Raw genomic sequence first — 21,624 nt, forward strand, 5'->3', positions numbered from 1 at the left:
AGAAGGAAAAATGGTACCAGCAAAAGAAGGAAATTAAATAATATATAGTTATAACGAAGAGCATCCAAAAAGTGGTGCTCTTTTTATATTATAGGAATTAACTAGTTCTACTGAATATAGAACAGTAGGAGGAATTGAGACTAGAACATGGGGCCTATCTCTTCAAATCATGGTGTTTAGGGCAATAGTTTTGGTGGTAACGTTACAATACAAACATTTTATTAGAGATTTTCTAAATTTACATACACTCTAGATAGACTACATATCAACTTCAGATACTTGTTTTATGATACAAGTAATCAAACAAAAGGAGGGCAATACAAAATGATTACAACAGTATTAACAGGGCACTCTTTTATGTACAGGAGAGTATTAGCAGGTGGAGCAAATGTTGAAGATGTACAGACAGATAAGCATATTCCATATGAACAAAATGAATTGTAGCAAATTCTAGAAAAGTACGATTTAAAGAAGTTTGAGTTATAAAAAGAAAATAGATAAATATAGTGAAATAGATAAATTAACAAGAGAAAAGTACTTTGTGTATATCACAGGTGATTTTTATTTTCATTTGGATATAGGACTTGAATCAAACTTTTATACTAAAATATATACGGCAAAAAGGAGGGAGTATATTGCACAAAATTATTTATGGAATATTAATTTTAATGTATACTTTGTATTCATTTTTTGTAAGTGACGGAAGTGAAGTAAGGTTTATTATGCTGTTAACTATAGTACTTATCTTTTCTGTGGTTTTAGAAAAAGGAAATGCAAACAAAACGACTGATTAAAGGTCTTTTTGTTTGCATTTTTTAGTTGGCTATTAAAGTCCAGATGTTTTAGGGATAGCACCAAATCGCCATCAAGCTTAAAGAATGATTTATCCCCAAACAATAAAAATGAGCTTTTTATTACAAGTTAGCACCAAATTTCGTTTTTGGGACACTATTAAATTTTTAGTTGATGAAAACACCCGCCTAAAATAGAAAACTTTTAACATATTATCATTTATTCCGTAGCTTTTAAGGTATTTAACACGACTTTGGTTGCGTCTGCAATAAGTTTATCATCGTATTTAGCATCTTCTTTATCATGATTAGAAAGTATAGCAAGAACAATTGGCTTTTTATTTGGTGGCCAAATAATTGCGATATCATTTCTTGTTCCGTAAGATCCCGCGCCTGTTTTATCAGCTACTTCCCATCCTTTTGGTACGCCCGCACGAATCAATTTATCTCCAGTTGTATTTCTCTTCATCCAATCTACTAATAGTTCACGTTTTTCTGTTGGAAGTGCAGTCCCTAATGTAAATGATTGAAGCGTCTTAGCTATTGCTTCTGGTGTACTGGTATCATGTGTTTCTCCTGGATGCACTTCATTTAATTCAGGTTCAAATTGTTCTGAAGTAGTAACAGTATCTCCCATTTCTCTCAAGATTTTTTCAAATTCAGAGGGACCTCCTAACTGTTTAAGAATCAAATTATGTGCTGTGCTGTCACTATATCGAACAGAAGCATCTGCAAGTTCTTTTAACGTCATTCCTGTATCAACATGCTTTTCAGTAATTGGATTATAATTAGAAAGATCTTCATGAGTATACGTAATCCTTTGATCAAGAGCTTCTAATGAGTTCTTGCGTAAAAGAGCGCCCACAGCTAATGATTTAGATGTAGATGCAAACGCAAAACGATCATCTGAATGATAAGCAATAGTTTGATTCGTACCTGTGTCCAGTGCATAAATACCAAGCTTAGCATCATATTCTTTTTCAAGTTTAGCAAAAGATTGATTTCCTGTATTTTCTTGTTTAATTTGATTAGCTTGATTCGTTTGTTTAGGTGGTTCAGATTGAGCATTATTATTGGAACAGCCTATAAGTGATACACATGAAAGTAATACTACAGGTACAATCTTTTTGTAATGTAAAATGTTACAGAACTTGTTTAAAACGAACATAAATTTTCAACCTCTTTCAAGAATATATGGATTTTGTCTAGGTATTCTAAATACCAATGCAATTAAAGATGGCATAGGGTAACAATACTACTGCAGCTAAATTTTCACAGGTTAAAGGATATCCAAAACGTTTATATGATTGATAAGTCACGGTTTGGGCTGTTTCTTTTTTGTTTCCACTTGTAATGGTTCACCTGTGAAAGTATTACAATACATATTTTTTGCTTTTGGGAATAATAAGTCCTTTCATTTTTTTGTAATACATAAAAATAGATGTCAAACGGGATATGTTGTATCCAATCTGGACAACTCATATTAGAAATACACTTATTAGACACTCTAAGTAATAAATTTGTTCCACTTTAAGAGGAGGGAGAATTTTGGGTTTGTAAAATAACAATGAAACTACGTGTTTTTTCGTCATACAAAAACCTCTACATATAAGTAGAGGTTTTTAAATTATATATGAATGAATTATGCTTTTTTAGATAAAGCAAATCGAGTTCAGGTAAACGAAGAACATAGAATACATAATTTTAACTAGATTTATTATTAACTAATTTATCCCCACCACCAAGCTCCGCCTCAATTTGCGAAGTCTTCGATGACTCATCCATACGCCAATACGTAATGAAGCTGATCGCGATACATCCAGCTACATAGAAGTAGAATAGTGACTCCATTCCGATACTCTTTAGCCATAGTGCGATGAACTCAGCTGTTCCGCCAAATATCGCAACAGTTAGTGCATACGGTAAACCTACGCCAAGTGCACGAATTTCGGTTGGGAAGAGTTCTGCTTTTACAATTGCGTTAATGGAAGTGTAACCAGTAACGATAATGAGGCCGACCATCATAAGTAAAAATGCTACGATTGGTTCTGTCGTTTTTTCTAGGAAGAAAAAGATTGGTGCTGTTAGCAATGTTCCAAGAATACCGAATGCCATTAATAGTGGGCGTCGTCCAATTTTATCGGATAGTAGCCCCGCAATTGGTTGAAGTACGACGAAAATAAGTAGTGCGGCAAAGTTAATCCAGCTTACAACTTCTTTCGGCAGACCGACTGTGTTTACCATGAACTTTTGTAAATATGTTGTGTACGTATAGAATGCGACAGTGCCTCCTAATGTTAGGCCGACTACTGTTAATACTGCTTTCGGGTGCTTCATAAGCGCGCGAACGGTTCCTGCGCTTTCGCGTTTTTGTGATTTTATGTTTGCGAATTGCTCCGACTCATCCATCGTACGGCGAAGCCATAATACAGCTACTGCGCCCATCGCTCCAATAATGAATGGAATACGCCAGCCCCAAGCTTTCATATCCGGTTCGCTTAGTAATTGCTGAAGAATAATTTGAACGCCTAACGCAACCATTTGCCCAGCAACGAGCGTTACATATTGGAAACTTGAATAAAAGCCACGGCGTCCACTACTAGCCATTTCAGATAAATACGTTGCAGAAGTTCCGTACTCTCCGCCGAGTGATAATCCTTGCAGTAAACGGGCAAGAACTAAAATAATTGGTGCCATAATACCGATGCTTTCGTAACTAGGTGTACAGGCGATAATTAAAGAACCACCGGCCATAACCGTAATTGAAAGCGTTAATGCTGCCCGGCGTCCGTGCCGATCCGCATAGCGTCCCATTAATAAACTTCCGATAGGGCGCATTAAAAAACCAACTGCGAAAATAGCCGCTGTGTTCAGTAATTGGCTCGTCGGATCTCCTTTAGGAAAGAACTCTGCTGAAAAGTAAACAGCGAAAGCAGAGTAAACGTACCAGTCGTACCATTCAATTAAATTGCCGACGGAACCTTTGAAAATATTGCCGGCGACTCGATTAGATTTTGCTTGAGCCATAATCATTCCTCCTCGTGCTTATAAATAAAAATAATAATTATGAAAGCGTGTTCATTATAGTTGAATTGTACTGTCTGCAGAATTAAATCTCAATATTATGACAATTTTATTCTTTTTGTACTTTATGTACATGGAGAGTTTTTATAGTTGCTTCATTATTCGTTTTGTCATAATAATAGAAAAAGGAGATTGATAGTTTTGAATATTTTATCAAAGGATATGAAGTATGAAGAAATCACGCAAAGTGTCATTACAAACGAAAATAGTAAGCTTAATTATTACGTTAATTTTATTTGTCGTTCTCCTATTAGCAGGAATATTTGTTTACATTCAGTCCGTTGATACGAAACGCCAAGTGGAGCAGCTAGCACTGCAAACAGCGAAGTCGCTTTCTTTTATGCCTGCTATAAAAGATGCTTTTCAAAATAACGAGCATAAAAGTGCGATTCAATCCATTGCGGAACAAGTTCGTGAGCAAGCTGGCGCAGATTATGTCATTATAGAAGATCGCTTTGGGGTGATGTATTCCCATTCTAATTCGGGGTTGATTGGCACAAAGAGTAACAATCCATATAATTATGAAGCACTCACTTTTGGTGGCTATTATACGCTCGAAGGAAATGGGGAAAGTGGTCCTGCTTTAATGGCGAAGGCACCCATTATTGTTCATAACGGAGACTACGATCAAGTCGTAGGTGTTGTGACAGTAGAGTTTTCAATAAAAGGTATCGAATCTAACATACTGAGCAGAACGAAAGAAATTATACTCTTTTCCTTAGCGGTATTAATAGCTGGAATTGTTGGTGGCATCCTTTTAGCACGTAGCATTCGGAAAGATACACTCGGTTTAGAGCCGAATGAAATTGCAGCGTTATACCGGGAACGAAGCGCGATACTACTATCTATAAAAGAAGGGATTATCGCCATTGATCAAAACGGCTTTATTACGATGATGAACACCTCGGCAGAAGAGATGCTACATGTAAATGGTGATTATATGCAGCAACACATTTCAAAAGTTTTACCGGAATTTAATATGGAGAGAGTGTTAGAAAGCGATCAAGAAATCGGGTTTCAAGACAAAGTGTTTATTTTAAACATGACGCCGATACTCGAAAATAATAGTATGGTGGGAGTTGTATGTAGTTTTAGAGATAAAACAGAACTGCAAAACCTTGTGAACACAATATCTGAGGTAAGAAAGTATTCCGAGGACTTACGCGCTCAAACGCATGAATTCACAAATAAACTTTTCGTCTTATCAGGATTACTTCAGTTAGGACACTATAAAGAAGCAATTGAATTTATCCAGCAAGAATCTAATATTCATCAAAGTCAAAATCATATTTTATTCCATCAAATTCATGATGCGAAAGTACAAGCTATTTTATTAGGGAAAATTGGAACAGCATCGGAGAAGAAAATTGATTTTCATATTGAAGGAGATAGTGCGCTTCATCCGTTACCAGATCATATAAAAGTATCGCACCTTATTACGATTCTTGGAAATATAATCGACAATGCATTTGATGCGGTGAGTACACAAGAGGAAAAGAATGTTTCCTTCTTTGTTACGGATATTGGACACGATATTGTTTTTGAAGTGATAGATAGTGGAGCAGGGATACCAGAAGAAAAAATTACGACCATTTTTCAGAAAGGATTTTCAACGAAAGGAAATGATCGTGGTTACGGACTAGCAAACGTAAAAGAAATGGTAGATCTACTAGGGGGAACAATTGAAATTCAAAACGAGAAAAACGGGGGAGCTATTTTTACAATTTACCTTCCGAAAACATTGAGAGAAAGTATATGACAAACAGGGGGATGGGCATATGTTGAAGGTTGCAATTGCAGAAGATGATTTCCGCGTCGCGCAAATTCAGGAAGAGTTTTTATCAAAAATAAAGGACGTAAAAGTGATTGGAAAAGCATTAAACGCGAAAGAAACGATGGAATTACTGCAAAGGGAAGAAATCGATTTGCTTCTAATAGATAATTACTTACCAGACGGAATTGGAACCGACTTATTACCACAAATCCATGCTGACTTTCCAAACGTTGACGTCATTATGGTTACTGCGGCAAATGAAAACCATATGCTAGAAAAAGCAATTCGAAACGGCGTAAGCAACTATCTTATAAAACCGGTCACGTTAGAAAAATTCGTTCGCACAATTGAAGACTATAAAAGAAAGAAACAACTATTACATAGTAACAATGAAGTAAATCAAGCACTCATCGATAACTTCTTCGGCATTTCGCAAACACAAGATATAAAAAACTTACCGACAGGTGTAGATCCGCTAACACTGCAAAAAGTGAAAGGGATTATAAAAGGATTCGAAGCGGGCATTACAATAGAAGAAATGGGAGAACAAATGGGGGCCTCCAGAACAACCGCAAGAAGATATTTAGAATACTTAGTAGCGACAAACGAATGCACAGTAGAGTACACATACGGCATTATCGGACGACCAGAACGAAAATATCGAATAGGACGGGGACTATGAAAAAACGATTATTACTATGTATATGGATCATGACAGGAGTAATTGCTGGTTGTTCTTCGGAAAAAACTCAAACGAATACAGTAAACATAGATAAAGTAGAAATCGTTGCGCCAAACGTTCAAGGAGCAGGGTGGGACTTAACAGCACGAGCGATGCAAAAAACGCTAACAGAAGAAAAAATCTTCACAAAACCAATCACTGTCACAAACAAAGTAGGTGGCAGCGGTGATGTCGGATGGAAATATACGAAACAAAAAGGCGGTCACGTACTGGCGATTAACTCAAGCTTACTCATAACGAACAATCTACTAGGCCACAGTAAACTAACATATAAAGACTTCACACCGCTCGCAACACTCGCATCGGACTGGGAAGTCGTTGTCGTATCAAAAGAATCAAACATAGAAAACGCAAAACAACTAATGGAACAACTAAAACAAAACAAGAAAAACTTCAAAATCGGCGTTGCCCCTGGCCTAGGAAACGACGATCACTTATCCTTCGTACAAGTAAGCAAAGCATTCGGCATAAACCCTGCCGAACTACAATTCTTCGTCTACGAAAACAAAGAAAAAATCATAAACGCCCTAACGAACAAACAAATAAACGCCGCAACCATGACCCTATCCGAAGCCGAAAAACAATACAAAGCCGGCAAAATAAAAATACTAGCCGTATCCGCACCAAAACGCCTAGACCGACTGCCAGAAATTCCGACGTGGAAAGAACAAGGAATCAACGTCATATTCCAGCACTGGAAAGGAATTATGGGCCCGAAAGATATGACGGAGGAAGAGGTTGCTTATTGGGATGATGTAATTAAGAAGATGGTTGAGAGTGATAGTTGGAAGGGGATTTTGAGGGAGAGAGGGTGGGAGAGTTTTTATAAGGGGAGTGGGGAGAGTAGGGGGTTTTTGGAGGAGAGTAGTTTAGGATATAGTGAATTGGTAGGTAGTAATAAGAGTTATTAAATCATACGGTATGGCGTATGATTTTTCTTTTACACATAGTTTGGTAAAATAGTAGTAATTGTAATTAATTGTAACGGTGGGGATGAAAATGTTAGAGCAACTTATAATTGAATTGGCTAAAACAACGAAGCAAGTTGAAGATATAAAAGGTAATAAAACTTATTGGATTATAAACAACGATGATAAAGGATTAGATGTTCAAACTAAAACTTCAAGTGGACAATATGCAAAGGAAGAAGAAGCAACATCTTATTTTAACTTGAGTTTTGAGCTTCTTAAGAATGCTTGGGGAAAGCTTATCGCTATGCGTACGGTAAAGAGTGAAGATTTCGGACAAGTGAGTGAATGTAATGCTTTCTTAGTAGCTTTCTTTTCACAGCTTCCATTTGTGAATGTAACGGAATCAGGGGCTATTACATTTAAAGAGTTCCAAACTGATAATTTGCCATGTGAGCAGTATCATAAAGTTGTTGGATTTTTGGAAGAGGTAATAAACAATACATACGATCCGAAAAATTTAAGTGATCAAACCAATGGTAATTTGTATAGAGTTAAATCTAAAGGAAGACAAGATTTAAGGTTACTGGGGTTTTTAAATGATAATCATGATATTGATACGTCTTTATTAAATGAATACATTGGAGAAAAGAGTAAGAATGATGCTATTCGAAAGCTATTTTTAAAGCAGGAGTATTTTCAAATTGCTCTGTTTGTACTTAATCTTTTAAGAGTGTATCCGAGGGTTGCCAAGAAAGCTACTTTAGTGGATTTAGCGATGACCATTGTCCGAAATTCTAGAGGAGATAATTTAATGGTAGAATCAGTAGCAAAAGAACGTACGCATAATCTCTTAATGTGGTCTGAGAAATTGGAAATAATTAATGCTGAATGGATTCCATCCGAACAATACATAAAAAAGAGTGAAGAAAAGGGCGGTAATATGAGTAGTAGTTTACGTGAAGGCTTTTTAAAGATAATGAAAGAATATTTGGATGCAAAAACAGAAAAATTTGCAGGACATAAATTAGGATTAACAGTCCGAAATGATATGGCAACAGAGATCATTCGTTTACCTTTTATAAATGAGAAACAGTACAGTGTGATAGGATCGGTTGGAAAAGGGAATTGGGCAACAGTTCCGTGGATTGCGCTAATGCATAGAGATATTACAACATCGACACAGAGAGGGTATTATATCGTTTATTTATTTAGTGAAGATATGCAACGATTGTATTTAACCATTGGACAAGGTGTAACAGAAACGACTAAAGAAGATATGCAAAAAACTAAAGAAGAGATCCGCAAGCAAATACATATGTCCCAAAAGGTAAAAAAAGATGATGAGATTTTCCTAGGGACAAGCCCAAAAGCAAAAGGATATGCGAATTCAACAGCGGCTTATATTTCGTACGATTCTAATAAAATGCCAAGTGAAAAAGAGTTAGTAGAAGATCTAGAAGAAATGCTTCGTTATTATGAGGGATTTATTGCTTATAAAGAGGAAGGGACGAAATATGAAATGATTTATGAGAGGAAAGAAGTGTATTTAGATCAGCAATCCATTATTGATCATGTGTCTTCTTATATTCAAAGTAAGGGTTTCTTTTATGAGAAAAAGGATCTTATTAACTTTTATCTTGCATTAAAGACGAAGCCGTTTGTGATTTTATCAGGTATTTCAGGTACAGGGAAAACGAAAATTGTTCAGTGGTTTGCGGAGAGTTTAGGGGCTACGGAAGAGAATGGACAATTTACGCTTATTCCGGTTAGACCTGATTGGAGTGATAGTTCTGATTTGCTTGGCTATGTAAATCTTCAAGGCGAGTTTCAAGAAAGACCGTTAATTAAGGTGCTTGAAGCTGCAGATGCAAATCCAAATCGGCCGTATTTTGTAGTGTTGGACGAGATGAACTTAGCTCGAGTGGAATACTACTTTAGTGATTTTTTAAGTGTAATTGAAAGTCGTAAATGGAAAGATGGAAAAATTGTTACGTCACCAGTACTTCCAGAATCAATTACGAATAAGCGCATTATAATTCCATCAAATGTATATATTATCGGGACGGTAAACATGGATGAAACGACACATCCGTTAAGTACAAAAGTATTAGATCGTGCGAATACAATTGAATTTAATACCGTTAACTTAGATTATTTTAATTTTTTAATGGATGTAGAAGAGAAGGAAGCTGAAATTGCTTCAAATCGCTCTTTAGAAACTGAGTATCTTCATCTAAAGGAATGTTTTAAAGAAAACGAAGATCTTGTGAGAAGTATATCGAGCGTTTTAATAGAAATAAATAAAACACTTGAATCAGTTGGAGCTCAAGTTGGGTATCGTATACGAGATGAAATTTGTTTCTATATGGCATACAACGAACAAGGGAAGTTATTGTCCTTCGATGAAGCATTTGATTATCAAATATATCAAAAGATTTTACCGCGTCTTGCAGGGAGCGATGGAAGAACAGAAGAGGTATTAAAGCAGTTGTATGTATTATGCGCAAATGAAGAATATGATAGTGGTAATAATGACGCTTCCTATGCTAAATATCCTCGTTCAGCTAACAAGCTGTCTCATATGTTAAGGAGGTTCGAGTATGATGGTTTCACCTCTTTTTGGATCTAATAATGAGATAGAGCTAGTTAAGATTGAAACAGAGGAGCTATCATTGACGATTAAGGGAAATCCTTATCATGAAAAATACGAGAGTTTAAAAGAATACCACGCTATGAACACAGATGAAATGATGTATTTTCATGTAGATGGGAAGACGGAATCCGTTTCTGTATTTGATGCGGGATTGCAGAGGCTAGATGAATGGAATGGACACCCGCCAATCTTTTTTGAGAATAGAAGTTACCAGCTTGTTGTTGTTCCGAAAAATAACAGGCAGCTGTCCTTTTATCATGAACATCCGGGCTTTCGAAAACAAGTTAGTTCTATTCAAATGGGACCACTTCATGTGTTAATGGGAAATCTTTCATTTCCAAATGAAGTAGGAAATACAAGGTTTGAAATTAAAGATGATAAAGATACTATATTAACTGTTACATTTGAAGTTTTCCCGGCAAAACTTGATTATAAGGATGATTATAGAGCCTTATTAGATGAAGTAAATAATGAAATTTATAATTTAGCATTTCATTTACTAAAGAGAACTTACTTAGGAGCATCCGCAATTTACGCTACAAATCCATCAAAGAGTGAATTTTATCGTATTTTAAATGATTCCTTTGAGCGATTTATGAAGTCGATTTCTCATATTAAAAGACAGCCGCATCATACGCTTATGACTAGGCATCAACTTGTAAGAGGAGAAAAGATTCGTAAATTGGATTCTGTCGGAATGAACTATTTGCGAAAGCGACCACACTTATTGCAAGGAGAAAACAATATACCGACTAAAGGTATTACAGCTTATAAGGAAGTGTCTTATGATACGCTGGAAAATCGATTTGTTAAATGGATGATTCAAAGAATCGTACATAAAATAGATGATTTACTTAAGGCGCTAGAGCCAAGGTCTAGATATACACGTGGTGTAACTGATGAAGATTTGCTGGAACGTGTAAAAAAAATGAAGTATCGAATGAAAAATGAATTGAACGATCCATTTTGGAGGGAAATAGGAAAATTGGATCGCTCAGTCTTTTCGCTTGTTATCCAAATGGCAGCAGGCTATAGAGATGCGTATCAAATTTTCTTAATGCTATCGCGCGGTTTAACATTACGAGGACAAATTTTCAAAATGTCGGTAAAAGATGTCGCAAGGTTATACGAATACTGGACGTATTTAAAACTTGGGCAAATTCTATCTGAAAAATATATACCGCTCCATCAAGATGTTATTCAAGTTAAACAAGACGGTTTGTACGTAACGTTAGATGAGAGTAAAACCGCAAAAAGAACGTTCAAGCATCCAGTCACTGATGAAGTAATAGAACTGTATTTCCAGAAAAGAAACGGTAGACTGCCAACAGTTACACAAAAACCAGATACGATACTCGCTATTGAGAAAAAGGGAAAGAACTATCAATATCAATACATTTTTGATGCAAAATACCGAATTGATTTTGCTGAAAGATCTCATTATAAAAGGAAGTACGGCACCCCTGGTCCAATGGAAGAAGACATTAATACAATGCATCGTTACAGAGACGCATTAGTAGTGGAACAAGAGGGGCCTTTTGAGCGAACAGCTTACGGAGCGTACGTACTATTCCCGTGGAACCAAGAGGAAGCGTACGAGAACCATCCATTTTATAAAAGTATCGAAAAAGTAAATATCGGTGGCTTTCCATTCTTACCAAACGCAACAAGACTAGTCGAACAATTTCTAGACCATCTCATTGAAAAAAGCCCAGAAGAAATTATAAGAGAAGGCATCCTTCCAAGAGGAACAAAAGAAGAGTGGCACTCTTCATTAGAAGAAAAAGTATTAGTGGGCAGCGTGAAAACTGAAAGTGATTATGAAACGTATAGAAAGAGTGGCGTATATCAATTACCAATCAAACAGCTAAAACCAGGATGGCAAGAAGCGAAGTACATAGCATTATATGCACCGAAAAAATGGTACGGAGAAAAAGGTGGAATTCAATACGTAGCTAAAATCAAGCACATTCAAATGCAACAAAACGATGAGCATGTACATTTCGAACTAGAGCCATGGAAAAAACTAGACCATCTCATCCGCCCATTAGGATACGGCATTCAAACATATACAATAACAACTATGTCGTTATTAAAAGAAGTACAAGAACTCCCAGAACTCTTCATAAAATCAAAAGAAGAACGAACCCTTTGGAAAACGCTGCGTCGTTTTACGAAGCAAGTTAAGGTTGAGTTGGATCACCGTAATTTAGATGAGGCTTCTTCTATTAAGAGTTATTATGTGCAGGATGTTCAGATTTGGGTTGATTATGAGAATGAGGTTGTTATGGTGGGGAGAGATGGGCGAGTGAAGGAAGTTCCTTTGGAGTTGGTTGTTGGGAGGGGCTCGGTTTTGTTTAGGGAGGTTTTAGGGGTGTTGGATGAGTAGTAAGATTTTGTGTTGTTAACAATTAATAGTGTATTTAAAGAGACTAAGGATAATTTTGATGAGTTATATAAGGAACATTGGAGAGAAAAGTAATACTTACTATGGATGAAGATTAGATGTTGGGTTAGTATTAGATAAAGTATGTGAGGAGCTATTACAATTCATAGGGATAATTAACATATACTGAATGAGAAAATGGAAGAATGTTTGATACAATTGAATTATAGTTTTTAAGAAGGGAAAATAAAACATATGATTACAGGAGAATTAAGAAGTAAAGTAGATAAATTATGGGAAGTATTCTGGACAGGGGGCATTACGAATCCGTTGTCTGTTATTGAGCAATTTACGTACTTATTGTTCATTAAAGGTTTAGATGAAGTAGAGGCAACAAAAGAAAGTGAAGCAATGTTCTTAGGGCTAGAGCATGAAGGGACATTTCCAAAGGATAAGCAACATTTGCGCTGGAATAAATTTAAGAATTTAGAGGCGCAGCAAATGTTTGATGTAGTATCAAAAGAAGTATTTCCATTTATAAAAAATTTACATGGAAAGAAAGACTCAGCTTATGCGAAATACATGGACGATGCTATTTTTATGATTCCAACACCACAGATGCTAACAAAAATTGTGGATGGTATTGATAATATTCAAATGAGAGACCGAGATACAAAAGGAGATTTATATGAATATTTACTTTCAAAAGTAGCAACAGCAGGAACAAATGGTCAGTTCCGTACACCACGCCATATTATCGATATGATAGTGGAATTAATGAAACCAACACCAGAAGATATTATCGTGGATCCAGCAGCTGGTTCAGCGGGGTTTCTTGTTTCATCTGAAGAATACTTGCGGAAGAATCACAATGATTTATTTTTAGTGCAAGGCTTAAAGCAACATTTTAATAACGATATGTTCCATGGATTTGATATGGATCGTACGATGCTTCGAATTGGTGCGATGAACATGATGCTACACGGAGTTGAAAATCCAAACATTCAATATCAAGATTCTTTATCTGAAGGTAATAAAGATGAAGACAAATATACACTTGTTTTAGCGAATCCGCCTTTCAAAGGTTCTTTAGACTATGAAGCAGTGTCCGCTGATTTATTAAAAGTGACAAAAACAAAGAAAACAGAGCTATTATTCTTAGCATTATTTATTCGTATGTTAAAAGCTGGCGGACGTTGTGCTTCTATTGTGCCAGACGGTGTCTTATTCGGAAGTTCAAAAGCTCATAAAGATATTCGGAAAGAAATTATCGAAAATCATAAATTAGAAGCTATTATTTCTATGCCAGGTGGTGTGTTTAAACCATATGCAGGTGTATCAACTGCGATTATCATTTTTACAAAAACAGGTGTGGGTGGTACAGATAATATTTGGTTCTATGATATGAAGGCAGACGGATATTCATTAGATGATAAGCGAAATAAAGTTGATGAGAATGATATTCCAGATATTATTGCACGTTTTCATAGCTTCCAAAGTGAAAAAGGGCGGAAACGAACAGAACAATCTTTCTTTGTTCCTGTTGATGAAATCGTGTCAAAAGAGTATGACTTAAGTATTAATCGCTATAAAGAAATTGAATATGAAGAAGTACAGTATGAAGATCCGAGAGTTATCCTTGCAGAGATAAAAAAATTAGAAGAGGAAGTTTTGGAAGGTATCATAGATTTGGAGGGAATGATTGGGTGACTTGGCAGACGTATGCACTAAATGATGTGTTTACATCAATAAAAAATGGATTGAGTGTAAAACAATCTAAAGATAAAGAAGGTTTACCTATAACCCGAATTGAAACAATATCCTCAGGTGTAATTGATATTGAAAAAGTTGGTTATGCAGGTGTATCTGTGGAAGATGTTTCGGGATGGTTGTTAGAAGATGGAGATATTTTGTTAAGTCATATTAATAGTTTGGAGCATATTGGGAAAGTGGCTCAATATACGGAAGATTTAGGAGATTTAGTGCATGGGATGAACTTGGTTTGTTTGAGAGCTAAGAGAGAATTTTTATACCCTAAATTTGCTTTGTACTATTTTAGAACAAGTACATTTAAAAATAATTTACTACACTTTGTAAATCAGTCTGTTAATCAGTGTAGTATTTCAATTACTCATTTGAAAAATATTAATATTTTACTCCCGCCTGTGGAAGAGCAAAAAAAAATTGTTACTGTTTTAGACAAGGCGCAAGTGTTAATTGATAAGAGAAAAGAATCAATTGCAAAGTTAGATGAATTGATTCAAACGGTGTTTTTAGATATGTTTGGGGATTTGTTTGTTAATCCTAAGGGATGGCTTGTTAGAGAGTTTGATTATTTTGCTAAAATTGATACTAAAATGACCAAAGACTTTATTGTGTACGGAAATTATCCTCATATTGGTATTGATAACATTGAAAAAAATACGGGAAGATTGATTCATTATAAGAGCGTTAAAGAAGATCGATTGGTTAGTAATAAATATATCTTTACAGAAGAGCATATTATTTATAGTAAAATTCGACCTTATTTAAATAAAGTAGCACTTCCTAATTTTAAAGGTTTATGCAGTGCAGATGCTTACCCAATATTAATTAATAAAGAAAATACAAATCGATATTTCTTTGCTTATATACTTAGATCAAAATACTTTTTGGGTTATGTAGAAAAAGTAAGCAATAGAACTAATATACCTAAGGTTAACAAAAAACAATTAGAAGGTTTTAGTTGTATTGCACCGCCAATTCAATTGCAAGATGAATTTGCAAATATTGTTTTAAACGTAGAGGCATACAAAGTGAAATTGAATAAATCTCTTGACAAAATGGAAGATAATTTTAACTCACTTGTTCAGCAAGCTTTTAAAGGTGAATTAAAAGTTAATACAGAAATTACGGCTAGTATATAAAGAGGAGGAACCGGGGTGTATTCAAACTTTGCTTTTTTAGATGGGAAAGAGCAATATGAAAAATTTATGACTGCATGTAAGGAAGCAGAAAAGAGCTTACTTGTTAGTCCTGCAACATGTGCGATTTTATCGCGACGTGCATTAGAGTTAGCAGTGAAATGGTTGTACAGTTTTGATAACGATTTAAAAATTCCATATCAAGATAATTTATCGAGTTTAATTCATGAACATACGTTTCTATCTGTTATTGATCATGATTTACTACCTTTATTGAAGTATATTGTGAAGCTTGGAAATGTTGCAGTTCATACGAATGCAAATATTAATTGTGAAGAGGCAGTTTTGTCTCTTCATAATCTTCATCAATTTGTTTCATGGATTGATTATTGTTATTCTGATGAATTCCTAGAGGTAGCTTTTGATGAAACTTTGCTTCAGTTGAGTGAAGAAAAACGAATACGACCAGAAGAGTTGAGAGATTTATATGATCGTTTAAGCTCGAAGGATCTTGATCTTGAACAAATTCGAAAAGAAAATGCGGAGCTTCGTAATCAATTAACACAAAAGCGTGTAGAAAATACGAAGCAATATGATTTCAATGTCGATGAAATCAGCGAATTTGAAACAAGAAAGAGATATATTGATCTTGATTTAAAATTAGCTGGGTGGGAATTTAATAAGGATATCCAAATAGAAGTAGAAGTACAGAATATGCCTAACCGATCGGGACAAGGCGCTATTGACTACGTATTATTTGGAGCTAATGGTAAACCATTAGCTGTGGTAGAAGCGAAACGTACAAGTAAAGATGCGAACGTTGGAAAACAACAGGCAAAATTATATGCAGATTGCTTAGAGCTTACGTATGGACAACGACCAATTATATTCTATACAAACGGATTTGAAACATATATGTGGGATGATATGGAGTATCCTGCACGTCGTGTGTCCGGTTTTTATAATAAAGAAGAGTTATTACTTTTGATTGATCGAAGAAGTATGCAGGTACCTTTAGATCCTGTATACATCAATGACGATATTACAAACCGCCCTTATCAAAAGGAAGCGATTTTATCAGTATGCCAAGCAATTCGTCAAAAGCAGCGAAAAACATTACTTGTTATGGCAACTGGAAGTGGGAAAACACGCACTGCCATTTCAATTGTTGACGTGTTAACACGTCATAATTATGTAAAAAATGTTCTGTTCTTAGCGGACCGTAAAACATTGGTAACGCAAGCGAAAAATAACTTTAGTCGTCTATTACCTAATCTAACGCTGTGTAATTTGCTAGACAATAAAGACAATCCGGAAGAAAGCAGAATGGTCTTTTCTACATATCCAACCATGATGAATGCTATTGATGAAGTGAAAAGAAAAGACGGGAACAAGCTGTTTACAAGTGGGCATTTCGATTTAATTATTGTGGATGAGTCGCATCGTAGTATTTATAAAAAATATCGTTCCATTTTTGAATATTTTGATGGAATGCTGTTAGGACTTACAGCAACGCCAAAAGATGAGCTTGATAAGAATACATATGAAGTATTCGATTTAGAAAATGGAGTTCCGACATATGCATATGAATTAGAACAAGCGGTAAACGATGAATATTTAGTGGATTATCGCACCGTTGAAACAAAATTTAAGTTTTTGGAATCAGGTGTTCAATACGATCAATTATCTGATGAAGAAAAAGAAAAGTATGAAGAAACATTTGATGATGAAGTAGGAGAAATGATTGATAGTTCCGCATTAAACAATTGGTTGTTTAATGATGACACAATTGATCAAGTATTACGCATGCTAATGGAGAGAGGTATAAAGGTTGAAGGTGGAGATAAACTGGGTAAAACGATTATCTTTGCTAAAAATCATAACCATGCTGTTCAAATCGCAAAACGCTTTGATGTTTTATATCCTGAATACACAGGGAAGTTTGTAAGTGTAATTGATTACAATATTAACTATTATCAAACGCTAATTGATGATTTCTCAGAGCGAAATAAATCACCCCAAATTGCTGTATCTGTTGATATGTTAGATACAGGTGTGGATATTCCAGAAGTGGTCAATCTCGTATTCTTTAAAAAAGTACGCTCAAAAGCGAAGTTTTGGCAGATGATTGGTCGTGGTACCCGTCTTTGTGAGGATTTACTTGGAATTGGAGAAAATAAAAAAGAGTTCTTGATTTTTGATTTCTGTGGAAACTTTGAATTTTTCCGTGCTGACCAAAAAGGTACAGAAGGAAGAATAGTACGAAGTCTAACAGAGAAAATTTTTAATACAAAGGTTGAATTAATTCGTGAGCTACAAGATTTACAAGCTCAAGAAGAGGACTATGTGTTACATCGACAAGAGTTAGTTCAACAAGCGTTAGCGCAAATATCATCGTTAGATGATGAGAATTTCCGTGTTCGGCAACATTTGAAATATGTACACAAATTTAAAAATAAAGATACATGGGTGTCTTTAAGTATGATGGACGTCAATGAAGTGAAGGAACATATTTCTCCGATTCTTGTATCTTTAACAGATGATGAACTTGCGAAACGATTTGACTATTTGATGTTTACAATTGAATTAGCCAAAATGCAAAATAACAATGCTACTCGACCAATTCGAAGTGTTGTGCAAACGGCAGAAGGATTATCGAAATTAGGAACTATTCCGCAAGTCATGGAGCAAAAATATATCATTGATAAAGTATTAACAGAAGAATTTTGGGAAGAAGCGGATATCCTTGAATTAGATTCTGTACGTGAAGCACTGCGAGAGTTGATTAAATTTTTAGAGAAAGAAACGCAGAAGGTATATTACACTAACTTCGCAGATGAGATTATCGAAATAAATGAAAATACATCTATGTATCATGAAAATGATCTTCGGAGTTATCGAAAAAAGGTGAGTCAATATTTACAAGAACATCGAGATCAATTGGCTGTATTTAAATTACGTAATAATGAACAATTAATCCACCAGGATATTAAAGTATTAGAAGATATTCTTTGGAAAGAACTCGGAACGCGAGAAGATTATGAAAGAGAGTATGGGGATACGCCAGTTACAAAATTAGTTCGTCAAATTGTCGGATTAGATCTAAAGGCTGCGAATGCTGCATTTTCCGAGTTTTTAACGAATGAGCGATTGAATGTTAATCAGGTGCGTTTTGTGAGATTGATTGTTGATTATGTAGTGAAAAACGGTATCATGGATAAACGAGTGTTGCAAGAGGAGCCGTTTAAAACGGTAGGAAGTATTGTTGAATTATTCCAGGATAATATGGATTATGCAAAGGGGGTTATTGGAGTGATTGATCAAATTAACCATAACTCAGAAGTAATTATTGGGGTGTAAAATATTTTGGTAATGAGGCGCAGGATGAGATGTTCTGTAGCCTTTTACTTATGTGTATTTATTGATGTTGATAGAATGATATCGATGAAGGGATGTTTAAGTTAATTAGAAAAGTTATTATGGTATAAATGATTTACATGTTTTTTATATTAATAGTTTAAAATGTAATTCTAAATGTAAAGAAGAGCGGGATAGCAAGAGGTTGAAGGGGAGAGAGTATGAACTTAAAAAGGTTAAAACTATTAAGTGATTATAAAATATTTAAGAGAAATTTAGAATTTAGTTTTAATGATTCTAAAATTCTGGCAGTAGTGGGTGCCAATGGTAGCGGGAAGTCTATTTTTCAAGAAGTAATTGTAAATGTTTTTGTGAATCTATATGCCAAATTAAATAAATATAAGATATTTTTTGATTTAGATTATGAGCTAGAATACTCTTTAGTACCCAATCCGTTGATATACTCAGTGGTTTCGAATAATAAGGATATATTGAAATTTGAAGACTTACAAGAAATAATTGTAAAAGCTAGAAGTATAGGGAAGGGAAAAGAATGTCTTGAATTTGAGGTTTTTTATAGAGGGAATTGTAATAATCTTATTCAACTAAAAGTTGATGATGCAAAATTAAACCTTTTTCTTCCAAATTCTTTAGTTGTGTATTCTTCTGGAGAAAATGAAACAATTAGTAATGAATTGTTGAGATATAGGTTGATCAATTTGAACAAGTATTTTGATAGGATGAATGAAATAGATAAGTCTGATGGTAATATGAAATTACATTATGTACATGATAACTATAGATCTTTATTAATTCTATCGTTATTGATTTTTAATAATGAAAAAATTCAAAAGCTAAAAGATTTAGTAAGAGTTGACGGGTTACATTCAATGTTGATTAACATAAATTTTAAACAACGCGGATTTAAGCGAATTGAGTTACCAGAGAAAGAGCGTTTTGATCTAAATAAGTTACTTAGACGTTCTAATAACATTCCTTTTGATCAAAGTGATAATTTAGATGGTTTGTATAAATTTTATTTTAAAGAACAATATGAAATATTTAAAGACGAATATTTAGATGATCCAGTGAATTTGTATAGGGTGTTAGAGAATTTCGAGAATTTAAATTTACTTAAAATATCAAAAAGAAAGCGGAAACAAATGGAATGTGAGGCCAATTATTCTATTAAAGACATACATTCTTTTTATTCAAATGAAAATAAAGTTTTTGAAGTAATGGATAGCAAAATAGTGAAAAGTGATAAATCTTTGGTTAACTTATTAGGATTATCAGACGGTGAGTATCAAGTTTTATTGATAATGTCTCTATTGCTAATTCAGGGGAATAAATATCAAAATAATTTATTCATTCTAGATGAACCAGATACGCATTTTAATCCAGAGTGGAAAGCGAAATTTGTTTCGCTACTTTCAATGATGAAAGAGGACACTTCACAGTGTTTATTTTCAACACATAATCCAGAAGTGTTAACTGATATGAGGAACGAAGATATTATTTTCTTAAAAGAAGGAAGAATAAATTCAGTTGATATCAAGACTTTTGGTGCCAATCCCAACATAATAGCTAGTCATATTTTTAACAAAAGAAATACTATTTCTGAAGTTTCTCAAAAAGAATATGAAAAGTATCTTGATTTAATTGATAAGAATGAATCTATGGAAGATTTAAGGGGAATAGAAGAAGAGATTATGTCAATTTTTGGAAGTTCTTCTGAGAGAATGATGTTATTAAATAGGATATATAAAAAGAAAAGGGATTGAGTAGGATGTGGTTTTTTTATAAGGGAAGCTTTCAAAATGAGCATTTAGATTATTGTATAGAGAATATTGAAGGTTTTTTTGTTAATACTTTTGCTGGTTTAAGTTTTTTAGAAGCAATTGATACGGAATTTTTTCAGAAGTTGAATCGCACAAATTTAGTTAAAAAGTATTTGAAAGGTTTCCATGAAAATTACAACAAATTGAGTTTGGATGACAAATTTCTGATTAAAGGATCTTTTAGAATAAATACTGATATTGAACTTATATGTGTATCAAAATTGAAGCCCGTTAAATATTCTGAATTACCTGGTTTGATTCGTAAAGATTTGGAGAATATTTTCAATTATTTATATGATGATTTTCCGAAAGTAAAGTATTTTAAAGAATCTGTAGGTAGCCTTAAAGAGTATTATCATCAATTTTATGAACATAATTTTTCACAAAATACATTATGCCCATTTTGTGGATTGAAATTTATGAAAACATCTGGGGATAAACGAAGAGAACCTTTTGATCATTATTTATTACGGAGTCAATATCCTTTTGTTTCATTGATTAGAAATAACTTGGTTCCAATGTGTCATGATTGTAATGAAGATTATAAAAAAGAATATGATATTTCAAATGTAAAAGTATTCTATCCTTTTACAGAGGCAGAAAGCGATGTGGAATTAAAGGTTAATGGTAATGAAATTGAAATACATAGCGATAGGTTTAATGAAGAAGTGGAAGCATGGAATAATATTTTTGATGTTAAGCAAAGGGTAAAGAATTATGTGCAAATACATAAATCTGCTATCTTATCTAATCTTACGGAATTTGAATGGATTGCCGGAGAAAAAGAATTGTTGGAATGCTTAGAGCGGAAAGTAGAAGCATATAATAGTTATTTATATTGTAGGGATAATTATATTGAGAAGGCTATCCTGTTAGATGAATTTAGTGATATTATTCATGAAGAAATAAAGGTTATATCTACTGTGCTGCCAAATGCATCTTCTCATCAATCAAATAATGAACATAGTATAAAAGAGAAGAGAGAATTGATTCGGAAGTAGTAAATATATTCAAGATATGTATACTTTCAATGAAAATATATATAGAAAATTAAATGTGATATTAAATTTTTTATGCATTAGAATATGTAATAATGAGTTTAAAAGTTGAACTTTCATAAGGGGAATTTCTAGTCTGTTATATTAATTGGTAAGATAATTATGTAATATAAAGTAACAACCT

The 21,624-nt window shown here is 34.2% G+C and carries 13 protein-coding genes; 11 read left to right on the forward strand and 2 right to left on the reverse strand.

Annotation, left to right across the window (positions count from 1 at the left end):
• Positions 1 to 635: 635 nt before the first annotated feature.
• The gene (locus tag GFJ36_RS28975) at positions 636 to 794 is read left to right on the forward strand and encodes a hypothetical protein (RefSeq protein WP_002159080.1); all 159 of its coding nucleotides are present in this window, start codon (positions 636 to 638) and stop codon (positions 792 to 794) included.
• A gap of 217 nt (positions 795 to 1,011) precedes the next feature.
• Here GFJ36_RS28975 and blaIII read toward each other — a convergent pair whose 3' ends face one another.
• Together blaIII and GFJ36_RS04085 are read right to left on the reverse strand one after the other, a co-directional pair.
• Complete coding sequence (gene blaIII, locus GFJ36_RS04080; RefSeq protein ID WP_157349471.1) at positions 1,012 to 1,959, reverse strand: class A beta-lactamase BlaIII; 948 nt, start codon at positions 1,957 to 1,959, stop codon at positions 1,012 to 1,014.
• Positions 1,960 to 2,495: 536 nt separating this feature from the next.
• A complete protein-coding gene (locus tag GFJ36_RS04085; protein WP_157349472.1) occupies positions 2,496 to 3,818 on the reverse strand; it encodes an MFS transporter in 1,323 nt (440 codons plus the stop codon).
• Positions 3,819 to 4,044: 226 nt separating this feature from the next.
• Between GFJ36_RS04085 and GFJ36_RS04090 the strand changes: the two genes are divergently transcribed.
• From GFJ36_RS04090 to GFJ36_RS04135, 10 genes are all read left to right on the forward strand, one after another.
• Complete coding sequence (locus GFJ36_RS04090) at positions 4,045 to 5,634, forward strand: ATP-binding protein (protein ID WP_157349473.1); 1,590 nt, start codon at positions 4,045 to 4,047, stop codon at positions 5,632 to 5,634.
• Positions 5,635 to 5,653: 19 nt separating this feature from the next.
• Positions 5,654 to 6,331 (forward strand): response regulator, encoded by a 678-nt coding sequence (locus GFJ36_RS04095; RefSeq protein ID WP_157349474.1) that lies wholly within the window; start codon positions 5,654 to 5,656, stop codon positions 6,329 to 6,331.
• Complete coding sequence (locus GFJ36_RS04100; protein ID WP_157349475.1) at positions 6,328 to 7,302, forward strand: tripartite tricarboxylate transporter substrate binding protein; 975 nt, start codon at positions 6,328 to 6,330, stop codon at positions 7,300 to 7,302. The genes GFJ36_RS04095 and GFJ36_RS04100 overlap by 4 nt, the downstream gene beginning before the upstream one ends.
• Before the next feature lie 88 nt (positions 7,303 to 7,390).
• Positions 7,391 to 9,931: an McrB family protein gene (locus GFJ36_RS04105; protein ID WP_157349476.1), complete on the forward strand. Its 2,541-nt coding sequence runs from the start codon at positions 7,391 to 7,393 to the stop codon at positions 9,929 to 9,931.
• Positions 9,906 to 12,344 carry a restriction endonuclease-like protein gene (locus GFJ36_RS04110; protein ID WP_157349501.1) on the forward strand — a complete coding sequence of 813 codons (2,439 nt, stop codon included), beginning with the start codon at positions 9,906 to 9,908 and terminating at the stop codon, positions 12,342 to 12,344. Before GFJ36_RS04105 ends, GFJ36_RS04110 begins: the two co-directional genes overlap by 26 nt.
• Before the next feature lie 252 nt (positions 12,345 to 12,596).
• Positions 12,597 to 14,051, forward strand: a complete 1,455-nt coding sequence (locus GFJ36_RS04115; RefSeq protein ID WP_097890670.1) for a type I restriction-modification system subunit M — start codon at positions 12,597 to 12,599, stop codon at positions 14,049 to 14,051.
• Entirely contained in the window at positions 14,048 to 15,247 is a 1,200-nt protein-coding gene (locus GFJ36_RS04120) for a restriction endonuclease subunit S (protein ID WP_157349477.1), read from the forward strand. Before GFJ36_RS04115 ends, GFJ36_RS04120 begins: the two co-directional genes overlap by 4 nt.
• Positions 15,248 to 15,262: 15 nt before the next feature.
• The gene (locus tag GFJ36_RS04125; protein ID WP_157349478.1) at positions 15,263 to 18,604 is read left to right on the forward strand and encodes a DEAD/DEAH box helicase family protein; all 3,342 of its coding nucleotides are present in this window, start codon (positions 15,263 to 15,265) and stop codon (positions 18,602 to 18,604) included.
• A gap of 218 nt (positions 18,605 to 18,822) precedes the next feature.
• Positions 18,823 to 20,385, forward strand: coding sequence for an AAA family ATPase (locus tag GFJ36_RS04130; RefSeq protein ID WP_157349479.1), 1,563 nt, complete (start codon positions 18,823 to 18,825; stop codon positions 20,383 to 20,385).
• Positions 20,386 to 20,390: 5 nt separating this feature from the next.
• Positions 20,391 to 21,443, forward strand: a complete 1,053-nt coding sequence (locus GFJ36_RS04135; RefSeq protein ID WP_157349480.1) for a hypothetical protein — start codon at positions 20,391 to 20,393, stop codon at positions 21,441 to 21,443.
• Positions 21,444 to 21,624: the final 181 nt, after the last annotated feature.

The sequence above is a fragment of the Bacillus sp. EE-W1 genome, from assembly GCF_009760835.1.
Classification (GTDB): domain Bacteria; phylum Bacillota; class Bacilli; order Bacillales; family Bacillaceae_G; genus Bacillus_A; species Bacillus_A wiedmannii.